Genomic DNA, 11280 nt, shown 5'->3' with positions numbered 1-11280 from the left:
AGCTAAGCCTTACAGCGCCGATGGTACTGCAGGGGGGACCCTGTGGGAGAGTAGGACGCCGCCGAACAATTCTTGATAGGGAGAGCCCCCGTGCCGTTCGGCACGGGGGCTCTCTGCGTTTAGGGTCGGGTCCATGCGCTATGACCTGGTGATTTTCGACAACGACGGCGTGCTCGTCGACAGCGAGCCCATCTCCAACAGACACCTCGCCGCCTACCTCACCGAGCTCGGGCACCCCACCACGTACGAGGACTCCATCCGGGACTACATGGGGTCGGCCATGCACCGGGTGCACGATCTCATCGAGGAGCGCACCGGGCAGCGGTTGCCGGCCGACTTCGACGACGTCTTCCACGCCCGCGTCTTCGCCGCGTTCGAGCGGGAGTTGAAGCCGGTGCCCGGAGTCGCCGACGTACTGGAGGAGCTGGAGGCGGACGGGGTGCCGTACTGCGTGGCGTCGTCGGGGAGCCATGAGCGGATCCGGGTGGGGCACCGGGCGGCCGGGCTGGACCGGTGGTTCGACGACGGACGGATCTTCAGCTCGCAGGACGTCGGCCGCGGAAAGCCTGCCCCCGATCTGTTCCTGTACGCGGCCGAGCGGATGGGCACGGCCCCCGAGCGGTGCGTGGTGGTCGAGGACAGCCCGCTCGGTGTCCAGGCGGCCGTGGCGGCCGGGATGGACGTCTACGGGTTCACCGGGACGACGCCGGCGGAGAAGCTGAGCGGCGCCACCCGACTCTTCGGCGACATGGGGGAGTTGCTCTCCTTCCTGACCGGCGACCGCGCCGAGGGCTGAACACGGTTCGTCCTCGACCGGATCTACCCACCGGTACCCCCGAGCCCTACGCTCGCCGCCATGACTGATGTGCTGCGGCGCGGCAGGGCCTCGCTGGCGTTCAGCTTCGCGGTACAGGGCGTCGCCTTCGCTCTGCTCGTGACGCGCATCCCGGGCATCCAGCACCGGTACGGGGTCTCCGACGGGCTGCTGCCCGTCTTCCTCGCCGCCGTGCCGATCCTGGCCGGCATCGGCAGCGTCTCCACGGAGCGGCTGGTGCGGCGGGCGCCGCCGAGCCGGGTGCTGCGGTGGTCCCAGCCGGTCGTGCTGCTGGCGCTGCTGGCGGTGGGCGCGGGGCGGCAGATGGCGGTCCTCGCCCTGGCGCTGGCGGCGTTCGGGCTGGCGGTGGGCGCGCTGGACGCCTCGATGAACATGCTCGGGGTGAGTCTGCAGCGGGCGTACGGGCGCAGCATCATGCTGAGTTTCCACGCGGCGTACAGCCTGGGCGGGATCGTCGGGGCGTCGCTCGCCTGGGTGGGGACGCACTTCGGGCTGGCGCTGTGGGTGTCGTATCTGCCGGTGGTGCTGGTGCTGCTGCCGGCCGCGCTGCTGGGCAGCCGGTGGTACGCCGACGGGGAGAACCGGGCTCCCGTGAGGAAGGGCGTGAAGGGCGCGGAGGCCGGTGCGGGCGGCGGGCCGGCGTGGCTGCTGCCGTTGTGCCTGGTGATGACGGTGGCGTACATCGGGGACTCGACGGTCTCCAACTGGAGCGCGAAGTACCTTCAGGACGTGCTGGGCAGCTCGGAGCAGATGGCGACCGTGCCGTACAACGTCTACATGGTCACCACGCTGCTGGGGCGGGCGATCGGGGACCTGGGGGTGCGGCGCTTCGGTGCCGTGTCGGTGGTGCGGGCGGGGGCGCTGGTGGCGGCGGCCGGGTTCGCCGTGGTGGCCGGGGCGCCCGGGGTGTGGGCGGGGATGCTGGGGTTCACGCTGCTGGGGCTCGGGCTGTGCGTGCTGGTGCCGCAGACGTTCGCGGCGGCGGGGCGGCGGGCGGACGAGACGGGGCGGCCGGGGGCGTCGGACGCGGCCGTGGCGCGGCTGAACGTCTTCAACTACGTCGGTTTCCTCGTGGGTTCCCCGCTCGTCGGCGCGCTCGGTGACGTCTGGAGCTACCGCGGGGCGATGCTGGTGCCGATGGTCCTGGTGCTGGTGACGCTCGTGCACGCCCGTTCGTTCGCGCCGGGGGCCGACCGATACGGTGGCGGGCATGAGCGGTCGCGCACAGCTGATGTGGGACGAAGCAGTAACGGGCTATGACTTCGGCCGGGGCCACCCGATGGACCCGGTCCGGTTGGCGCTGACCCGCAGCCTGGTCGGCGCCCTCGGTCTGGACCGTGACGTGAAGGTGGTCGCGGCGAAGGCGGCGGGGGAGTCGACGCTGCGGCTGGTGCACCGGGAGGACTACATCGACGCGGTGCGGGCCGCGTCGGCCGATCCGAGGTCGGCGGACCAGGCGTACGGGCTGGGGACGATCGACGATCCGGCGTTCGCGGGGATGCACGAGGTGTCGGCGCTGATCGCGGGGCAGTCGGTGGGCGCGGCCGAGGCGGTGTGGCGCGGTGAGGCGCTGCACGCGGTGAACTTCGCGGGCGGTCTGCACCACGCGATGCCGGGTGCCGCATCCGGGTTCTGCGTGTACAACGACGCCGCGCTGGCCATCGCCCGGCTGCTGGAGCTGGGTGCGGAGCGGGTGGCGTACATCGACGTCGACGTGCACCACGGGGACGGTGTGCAGGCGGCGTTCTGGGAGGACCCGCGGGTGCTGACGATCTCGCTGCACGAGCATCCGCGGACGCTGTTCCCGCAGACCGGGTGGCCGGAGGAGACGGGCGCCGCGGACGCGGAGGGCAGCGCGGTGAACGTGGCGCTGCCGGCGGGCACCGGGGACGAGGGATGGCTGCGCGCCTTCCACGCGGTGGTGCCGGAGCTGATCGCGGACTTCCGGCCGCAGGTGCTGGTGACGCAGCACGGGGCCGACACGCACTTCGAGGACCCGCTGGCGCACCTGGCGGTGTCGCTGGACGCGCAGCGGGCGGTGCAGGTGGCCTGCCACGAGCTGGCGCACGAGCACGCCGACGGCCGGTGGGTGGCGCTGGGCGGCGGCGGTTACGCGGTGGTCGAGGTCGTGCCGAGGTCCTGGTCGCACCTGGTGGGCATCGCCGCCGGGCGGCCCGTGGAGCCGGCGACGCCGGTGCCGGAGGAGTGGCGGCAGCAGGTGTACGCGCGGACCCGGCAGCCGGGTCCGTACCGGATGACGGACGGCCGGTGGCCGGTGTCGTGGGCCGCGTGGGACGCGGGGTACGACCCGGCGGACCGGCTGGACCAGGCGGTCCTGGCGACCCGGCGGGCGGTGTTCCCGCTGCGGGGGATGCTGCCCTGAGCGTCCCCGAGGGGCGGGGGTGTTACCCCGACCGTGGGGCGTGGGCCGCGTTCCGGCCCGCGGGCGCGGGCGGGTGGCGCAGCATCGCTCGCGTGGTGACCGCCGACCGCCTCCGCGCGCATCTTCTGACGGCCGGGCTCGCCGGGGTGGTGGGCACCACCCGGGAGGAGAGCCTGCGCAGCTACCGGCTGTTCGCCGCCCGGGACCCGCGGGTGCTGATCGGGCTCGACCCGGTCGGGGCGTGGGGCGAGCGGGAGGTGCTCGCGCTGATGGCGGACCGGTGCGGGGTGGCGGCGGATCCGGCCCGGACGTCGGGGCGCGAGGCCATCGATCCGGAGCGTACGCTGGCCGCCCTGGACGCACTCGCGGAGCGGCTCGCGCAGACCGCGCGGCACCGTGTTCCGGTGCTGCTGGGCACCGGGCACCCGCATCGGCTGCTCCGTTTCTACGCCGTGCTCGCAGACGCCTTGTCGGCGGCGGGATGTGATGTCCTCACCCCGGCGCAGGGTCGCTGTGTCGACATAACGACCCGGTTCGGTCTACGCACGGGCAACCTCGACTACGTACGGGGAGTCGGGCTGGTCCGGGACGCGACCGCGCAGCGCCCCGGTGGTGAGCCGGGCGCGCACACGCATTCCCCTCTCCCGGTTCGGGCCGCGCTGGCGGCCGCGGCGGACGCCGGCGGGCCGCTGCCGGGGCTGGTGATCGGGGACCACGGTTGGGTCTGCGGGGCAGGTCAGCTGGGGTTCGCGAGCGTCGGGCTGGCCGATGTGAACGACCCGGCGCCGTTCGTCGGGCAGGCCGAGGGGGCGGTGTCCGTGGTCGTTCCGGTTGACGACGGCGCACGGTCCGACGACTACCTGCCGCTGACCCGCTACGTACTCAATCGAGCGTGTCTGTCACAGTAGGCCGCCGATGGGTGCACCTCTTCCCCATTCGCATCACCCGCCCCTACATTGGGGAGTGAGCACGCAACGACGAAGAGTCACCGGAAGGGGAAGCCGGTGGCCGTCGAGTGCGGAAGGTTCAGGTGTGTCATGGCTGCAGCTGGCGAGAGGCCTCTGAACGAGGTTCAGTTCCTTACCGTGGCGGAAGTCGCCTCGGTGATGCGAGTGTCGAAGATGACCGTGTACCGCCTGGTGCACAGCGGTCATCTGCCCGCGATCCGGGTGGGGCGGTCCTTCCGCGTCCCGGAGCAAGCGGTACACGAGTACCTCCGCGACAGCTACGTGGGGGTGGACACGGCCTGACGGCGGTCCGGGAGGGTCCGTATCGGGCACTCATGGGCCCTCCCGGTCACCTCGATTACGACCTCAGCGCTCGGGCGGGTAGGCTAGCCCCTCGTAGGTCGTGTGGGCCCATGGCGCCCAAACACCGAGTGATGAGAAGTGAGCGAGGGTAGTCGTGGGCTCTGTTATCAAGAAGCGGCGCAAGCGGATGGCCAAGAAGAAGCACCGCAAGCTGCTCAAGCGCACGCGCGTCCAGCGTCGCAACAAGAAGTAAGCGACAGCGCGAGAGCGTGTCCAGTGGCCCCCCACCGCGATTCGGTGGGGGGCCACTGCCCTTTGGTGCGTGCGGTGCGTGCGGTGTGTCCGGTGGTACGTCCCGGGGATGTTGTCACGTCACGTGTCCGCTCGGCACCGCACGGCGACGGGTACCCGATAGGTTGGCCGTCGGCAGCAGGGTGAGAGAAAGGCGCTGATCTTGGGGAAGGTCGTGCTGGTGACCGGGGTGGCCCGGCAGCTGGGGGGCCGTTTCGTGCGGCGGATCCAGCGGGATCCCGAGGTGGACCGGGTGGTCGCCGTGGACGCGGTGCGGCCCGAGCACCACCTGGGCGGCGCCGATTTCGTCCAGGCGGACATCCGGCAGCCCACGATCGCTCGGGTGCTGGCCGAGTCGGGCGCCGACACGGTCGTCCACCTCGACGTGACGGGCACGCCGCTGGGCAGCGGCGGCCGGGCGTCGCTGAAGGAGACCAACGTCATCGGCACCATGCAGCTGCTGGGCGCCTGTCAGAAGGCCCCGAACGTCAAGCGGCTGGTGGTGAAGTCCAGCACCAACGTCTACGGTTCGGCGTCGCGCGACCCGGCGGTGTTCACCGAGTCGACGCCGCCCAAGTCGCTGCCCAGCGGCGGCTTCGCGAAGGACACGGTGGAGGTCGAGGGCTATGTGCGCGGGTTCGCCCGGCGCCGCCCGGACGTCGCCGTGTGCGTGCTGAGGTTCGCCAACATCCTGGGCCCGGCCGCCGACACCCCGCTCGCGTCGTACTTCGCGCTGCCGGTGCTGCCGACGGTGTTCGGCTACGACCCGCGGCTGCAGTTCGTGCACGAGGACGACGTGGTGGAGGTGCTGCGGATCGGCGCGCACGAGCCGCGGCGTGGCACGCTCAACAGCGGGACGTTCAACATCGCGGGGGACGGTGTGCTGCTGCTGTCGCAGTGCTCGCGGCGCCTGGGCAGGCCGACGGTGCCGCTGCTGCTTCCCGCGGTCACCTGGGCGGGCTCGCTGATGCGTACGCTGGGGATGTCGGACTTCTCGCCCGAGCAGATCCGGCTCCTGACACACGGGCGGGTGGTGGCGACGGACCAGATGCGTCAGACGCTGGGGTTCACCCCCACGTACTCGACTGCTGAAACGTTTGCGGACTTCGTGCGCAGCCGCGGTCCCGGGCTGCTGCCGCCGGAGACCGTCGCGAGGGCCGTCGACCGGATCGCCGCGCTGCCCGTGCCGGGCAGCGGCCACGCGCCGGCGCACGGCGCCGACTGAGGAGCGCAGCAACGATGGCGGACGCCAAGGTCATCCCGTTCGACGACGACCACCGCTCCCGCGGGAGTGCCGCGTCGCGCCGCCGTGGTGCGGCCGGCCGGCGCCAGGGCGCGGCGCGGCCGTCCGCGGCGGTGGGGCAGGTCCAGCCCCTGCCCGGGGCGGAGCCGGTGCGGGAGGATGATCCCGTGACCGGTGAAGGAGAGCAGCCGCGTGAGCCCGCGGCGGACCGCGAGGGCGGTGACGGCGGCCTGGAGCAGCGGATCGCGAGCGGGCTGGCGTTCCTGCGCCGCCGGCTCACCGGGGACTACGAGGTCGACGACTTCGGGTACGACGAGGAGCTCACCGACCAGGTCCTGATGTCGCTGCTGCGCCCGATGTACGAGAAGTACTTCCGGGTCGAGGTGAAGGGCGTGGAGAACATCCCGTCCGAGGGCGGTGCGCTGATCGTCGCCAACCACTCGGGGACGCTTCCGGTGGACGGGCTGATGATGCAGGTCGCCGTGCACGACCATCATCCGGCCGAGCGGCATCTGCGGCTGCTCGCGGCGGACCTGGTGTTCGTGCTGCCGGTGGTGAACGAGCTGGCGCGGAAGCTGGGGCACACGCTGGCCTGCGCGGAGGACGCCGAACGGCTGCTGGCGCAGGGCGAGTTGGTCGGGGTGATGCCGGAGGGCTTCAAGGGCATCGGGAAGCCGTTCTCGGAGCGGTACAAGCTGCAGCGGTTCGGGCGGGGCGGGTTCGTGTCGACGGCGCTGCGGCACAGGGTGCCGATCGTGCCGTGCTCGATCGTCGGGGCGGAGGAGATCTACCCGATGATCGGCAACGCGAAGACGCTGGCGCGGCTGCTGGGCTTCCCGTACTTCCCGCTGACGCCGACGTTCCCCTGGCTGGGGCCGCTGGGGGCGATTCCGCTGCCGACGAAGTGGACGATCCAGTTCGGGGAGCCGATCCCGACGGACGGGTATCCGCTGGAGGCGGCGGAGGACCCGATGCTGATGTTCAACCTGACCGACCAGGTGAGGGAGCAGATCCAGCACACGCTGTACAAGCTGCTGGTGCAGCGCCGGTCGGTGTTCTTCTAGACCGTCATGCGTACGGGGGCGCCCCTGCTGCGAGGGGCGCCCCCGGTGCTACTCCCGGTCCTGCGCGTCGATGCCCAGACCCGGGAGGAGCCCGGGCAGGAGAGGCGGGAGGGTGACGTCGGAGGCGGGAGGCCGGGTGGCGGAGCCCGTGGGCGGCGGCGTGCTGCTCTGGCCGCTCTCCTGGGGCGGGTCGAGGAGACCGCCGGTGTTGCCGCCGAGCAGGCCGTCCTTCTCGCGCTCGGTGTCGGCGGAGCCGGTCGGCGCCGCGCTGTCCGCCTCGCCCGTGCCGGAGCCGTCCCGTTCGGTGCCGGGCGACTGCGAGGGTTCGGCCGTGGACGGGGTGTCGGACGCCGGGGCGGAGTCGCCGCGCCGCTTCCCGTCGCCCGCCTCGTCGTTCGGTGGCTGGGGCAGCAGGGACCGCAGCGGGGCGACGTCTTCGTCTATGGCGTCGAACACCGACGTGACCTGCTCACTGACGTCGCCGAGCTGCACGGGGAGCCGGTCGCGCAGACTGCCCCAGGTGTCGCGGTGGGCCTGGGAGAAGGAGGAGAGCGCCTGCATGGGGCCGAGGGAGTCCGGGTCGCGCTCGTAGGCCTCGCGGAGCAGCCGGTGGCCCTCCGCGGCGTCGTGCCGCATGCCGGACAGGGCGCGGCGGATCTCGTTGAGGGATTCGTGGTCGAGGTCGCCGGCGCGGTCGCGCTCCATCAGCCGGCGGGCCTCGCTCAGCCGGGTGGAGGCGTGGTCGAGGTAGACCTGTCCGCGCTCGGTGTCGTCGTCGGCGAGGGTGAGCTTGACGTCCTCGATGCCGCGCTTGAGTCCGTAGAGGGAGTCGCCGGGGAGGGCGTCGGAGCTGGCGACGGCGACTCCGCCGAGGGCGCCGGCGGCGACGCCGACGGTGAGCCCGCCCGCGGTGAGTCCTTTGGCCAGCCTCGATCGCGGCCGGAGCCTGCCCAGCGGGGTCGCGCGGTGGGCGCCCTTGGCGCGGCGCGAGCGCTGTCCGGGGACGGTCCGGTCCGTCGCCTCGCCTGCGGCGGTGCCCTCCTGGAGCATGGCCTCGAACGCGGCCACCAGCTGGGCCCGCTGGACGACCTTCACCTCCGGGTCGAGTTCCGGCCGGGGCAGCGCGCCCAGACCGGAGGCCAGCGTGAGCAGCTGGTCCTGTTCGGTCTCGGCGGCGTCCGGGGCCGGTGCCGGTCCTTCGGTTCGCTCGGCCGCCGTGCCCCGGTCGGACTGCTCCTCCAGGGCCTGGGCGAAGGCGTTCGCCCGCCGGTGCGCCGATACGTTCGCGATCACTGGCGGCACCTCCTCTCGTCATGACGGTCGACTCCCCAGGGGGTCCTGAGGGTTCCCCGGCCCGGCCGACGCCACACGATCGGGTGAGCGGAGCCGGTCAGGGGGTGACCACAGGGAGCCTGTATCCCGCACAACGACGGGCGCGGCACTTGGGTTACGGACACCGGTGACCCGGTTGAGGATTCCCGCCGCGTCTCACGGAGGGTCAGCGGGCGTCGTCCGGGAGGAGCCGGGCGAGGGTGCGGACGGCCCGGTACTGGAGGGTCTTGATGGCGCCCTCGTTCTTGCCCATGACGCGGGCCGTCTCGGCGACGGACAGGCCGTGGAGGAATCGGAGCGTGACGCACTCCTGCTGTTGGGGGTTGAGCCGACGTACGGCTTCGAGGAGGGCGGCGTTGGACAGGGACTCGAGTACGGAATCCTCGGGGGAACGCTCGACCTCGTTGGCGTCGAGCATCTCCCCGGTGGTGACCTCGAGGCGGAAGCGGCTGGACTTGAAGTGGTCGGCGACGAGGTTGCGGGCGATGGTCACCAGCCAGGCGCCGAAGTCGCGGCCCTGCCAGGTGAAGGTGCCGATGCGGCGCAGCGCCCGCAGAAAGGTCTCGCTGGTGAGGTCCTCGGCGGTCGCCTTGCCGCCGACGCGGTAGTAGATGTAGCGGTAGACGGTGTCGCTGTACTGGTCGTAGAGCCGTCCGAAGGCCTCCGCCTCGCCGGCCTGGGCGCGCTCCACGAGGTCCATCATCCGGGCGCTGTCGCTGTCGGCGGCGGGACGGCGGGCAGCGGGAGCGCCGGACGGACGTCCTCGTCTGCCGACCGCGGCCGTCCCCTCGGCGAGGGCGTAGCACGGGCCGGCGGGGACGGCGGCGAATGCGGGGACGGCGTGCGCGGGGGGGACGATTCCGCGCAACATGTCTCGGGCTGTCGCGACTGTCGCGCGCAGCGTAGCCAGGCCCGAGGCGTCAACCCCGACGTGTGGGTACACGGGACTCCCAGAGGCAGAGCTTTCATCACGTGCAGTGCGGGGCCGTTCACCCGTCGTGGCGAAGCGGTGGTCCCGGAATGCGTCTGAGGAGAATAACGCTTCGTACAGGCTCTGCTACGCCGAGTTGCTCAAATCGTCGATTACGTCGCTTCCGTAACCGATTGACGCCTGTTCAGACATGAGGGGCTGACCGGTTGATGACCGGAAGCTTTCGTATTCCGTTTGGTCCGGGGCGAGTTGTGGCCGTGTGCAGCCAACAGGACTGCTCGGGCCGGGTGCGGGGTACGGCAGTGGGTTCGGGCGTGTCGCGGTCCGGCCCGCGCGCCGCGGGCGCGCCCGTGCGACGGCCGCGGGGCGTCAGCGGCGCTTGCGGTGCAGGGCGATGGCGGCGGCCGTGCCCCCGGCCACCGCGCCCACGCCGGCCGCCGCCGGGATGCCGACCTTGGCCGCCTTGCGGCCGGTGCGGTAGTCGCGCAGCCGCCAGTCCATCCGGCGCGCGTGCTTGCGGAGCTTGGAGTCCGGGTTGATCGCGTAGGGGTGGCCCACCAGCGACAGCATCGGGATGTCGTTGTGGGAGTCGCTGTAGGCGGCGCACCGGCTGAGGTCCAGTCCCTCCGCGAGCGCCAGCGCGCGGACCGCCTCCGCCTTCGCGGGGCCGTGCAGCGGCTCGCCCACGAGTTTGCCCGTGTACACGCCGTCGACCGACTCGGCGACGGTGCCCAGGGCGCCGGTCAGGCCGAGCCGGCGGGCGATCACCGTGGCGATCTCCACGGGGGCGGCGGTGACCAGCCACACCCGCTGGCCCGCGTCGAGGTGCGCCTGGGCCAGCGCCCGGGTGCCGGGCCAGATCCGCTCGGCCATGTACTCGTCGTAGATCTCCTCGCCGATGGACTGCAGCTCGGCGACGCGGTGGCCCTGGACGATGGAGAGCGCCGAGTCGCGCGCCTCCTGCATGTGCTCGGGGTCCTCGACGCCGGCCAGCCGGAACCACGCCTGCTGCCAGGCGAACCGGGCGAGCTCGCGGGTGTCGAAGAACTTCCGCTTGTACAGGCCCCGCCCGAAGTGGAACAGGGCGGCGCCCTGCATCACGGTGTTGTCCAGGTCGAAGAACGCGGCGGCCCGTTCGTCACCGTGGACCGGGAACTCGGGTTCGCGTTCGGAAACGTGCAGGGTGGACTTGCGGGCTGCCTCCGCCGAGGCCTCGCCTGCCAACACGCTCCGCGCCGTGGCGGAGCGCCTACGGGGAGTGAGCCATCCGAGAGCGGCCATGGCGTGAGCATAGCCAGTGCGCGGACCTGTTCCGGAGCCGAGAGGTTGGCACGTCGTGAACTCCGTGTGTCACGGACGGTGCCCCGGCCTTGTCCTGCGCGGGACAATGGCCCGTATGAGCCCTCTCTTCCGCCGTGCCGTGCCCCCGCGGGACCGGCTCGTGACGTTGATCCGCAAGCCCGGCTGTCATCTGTGCGACGACGCGCAGGTGGTGGTGGAGAAGGTGTGCGCCGAGCTCGGCGTGCCGTGGGAGGGGAAGGACATCACGGAGGACCGGGAGCTGTACGACCGGTACTGGGAGCAGATCCCCGTGGTGCTCGTCGACGGACGGCAGCACACCTTCTGGCGCGTGGACGAGGACCGTCTCCGCAAGGCACTGGGTGACTGACCGACCAGTTCAATCTGGCGGAAATTCGCTTAGGATCGATGGCGGTCTGGTCTCGGGGGCGGGATTCACAGAGGAGAGTGGGTGCTTTGCCCCTGGAAGCCAAGGAACGCCGCCGCGGGTGCGCCGGTTCCGTCCGTGTGCGCCGGGGGCGCGTGACCCCGGTCACGTTGGCCGGGCAAATCGGACACAATCTTTGTGCACGCGTTCACAAAGGCATAGCCTGCATGCGACGGGGCGGTCCGGGGACGTATGACCGCCTGAAGCCCCGCTCTACCCGCAGGA

The 11280-nt window shown here is 71.9% G+C and carries 12 protein-coding genes; 9 read left to right on the top strand and 3 right to left on the bottom strand.

Going from position 1 to position 11280, the window contains the following annotated elements:
* The first annotated feature begins 133 nt into the window (after window positions 1-133).
* From ACIQ8B_RS21505 to ACIQ8B_RS21470, 8 genes are all read left to right on the top strand, one after another.
* Window positions 134-796: an HAD family hydrolase gene (locus ACIQ8B_RS21505; protein ID WP_403548787.1), complete on the top strand. Its 663-nt coding sequence runs from the start codon at window positions 134-136 to the stop codon at window positions 794-796.
* Between the two features lie 60 nt (window positions 797-856).
* On the top strand, window positions 857-2095 hold the full coding sequence (locus ACIQ8B_RS21500) for an MFS transporter (RefSeq protein ID WP_403548785.1): 1239 nt from the start codon (window positions 857-859) through the stop codon (window positions 2093-2095).
* Window positions 2046-3218, top strand: a complete 1173-nt coding sequence (locus ACIQ8B_RS21495) for an acetoin utilization protein AcuC (protein ID WP_403548782.1) — start codon at window positions 2046-2048, stop codon at window positions 3216-3218. The genes ACIQ8B_RS21500 and ACIQ8B_RS21495 overlap by 50 nt, the downstream gene beginning before the upstream one ends.
* A 92-nt stretch (window positions 3219-3310) precedes the next feature.
* Window positions 3311-4126 carry a phosphatase gene (locus ACIQ8B_RS21490; protein ID WP_403548780.1) on the top strand — a complete coding sequence of 272 codons (816 nt, stop codon included), beginning with the start codon at window positions 3311-3313 and terminating at the stop codon, window positions 4124-4126.
* Window positions 4127-4255: 129 nt separating this feature from the next.
* Window positions 4256-4468, top strand: a complete 213-nt coding sequence (locus ACIQ8B_RS21485) for a helix-turn-helix domain-containing protein (RefSeq protein WP_290005512.1) — start codon at window positions 4256-4258, stop codon at window positions 4466-4468.
* Window positions 4469-4622: 154 nt separating this feature from the next.
* A complete protein-coding gene (locus ACIQ8B_RS21480; RefSeq protein WP_003948845.1) occupies window positions 4623-4721 on the top strand; it encodes a 30S ribosomal protein bS22 in 99 nt (32 codons plus the stop codon).
* Window positions 4722-4922: 201 nt separating this feature from the next.
* A complete protein-coding gene (locus ACIQ8B_RS21475) occupies window positions 4923-5984 on the top strand; it encodes an NAD-dependent epimerase/dehydratase family protein (RefSeq protein ID WP_106413077.1) in 1062 nt (353 codons plus the stop codon).
* A gap of 14 nt (window positions 5985-5998) precedes the next feature.
* Complete coding sequence (locus tag ACIQ8B_RS21470) at window positions 5999-7066, top strand: lysophospholipid acyltransferase family protein (protein ID WP_106413076.1); 1068 nt, start codon at window positions 5999-6001, stop codon at window positions 7064-7066.
* Window positions 7067-7114: 48 nt separating this feature from the next.
* Here the strand turns inward: ACIQ8B_RS21470 and ACIQ8B_RS21465 are convergent, their stop codons facing one another.
* From ACIQ8B_RS21465 to ACIQ8B_RS21455, 3 genes are all read right to left on the bottom strand, one after another.
* Entirely contained in the window at window positions 7115-8359 is a 1245-nt protein-coding gene (locus tag ACIQ8B_RS21465) for a DUF5667 domain-containing protein (RefSeq protein WP_403548777.1), read from the bottom strand.
* Window positions 8360-8564: 205 nt separating this feature from the next.
* Window positions 8565-9341, bottom strand: coding sequence for an ECF subfamily RNA polymerase sigma factor, BldN family (locus ACIQ8B_RS21460; protein WP_106413074.1), 777 nt, complete (start codon window positions 9339-9341; stop codon window positions 8565-8567).
* A gap of 357 nt (window positions 9342-9698) precedes the next feature.
* Complete coding sequence (locus tag ACIQ8B_RS21455) at window positions 9699-10610, bottom strand: HAD family hydrolase (protein WP_403548775.1); 912 nt, start codon at window positions 10608-10610, stop codon at window positions 9699-9701.
* Window positions 10611-10725: 115 nt separating this feature from the next.
* On the opposite strand from ACIQ8B_RS21455, the gene ACIQ8B_RS21450 reads away from it, so the two are divergent.
* Window positions 10726-10998, top strand: coding sequence for a glutaredoxin family protein (locus tag ACIQ8B_RS21450; RefSeq protein ID WP_290005521.1), 273 nt, complete (start codon window positions 10726-10728; stop codon window positions 10996-10998).
* Window positions 10999-11280: the final 282 nt, after the last annotated feature.

Source organism: Streptomyces sp. NPDC096105 (assembly GCF_044763335.1).
Classification (GTDB): Bacteria; Actinomycetota; Actinomycetes; order Streptomycetales; family Streptomycetaceae; genus Streptomyces.
The sequence above is the reverse complement of the archived record's forward strand: the minus strand, read 5'-3'. Positions and strand labels throughout refer to the sequence as shown.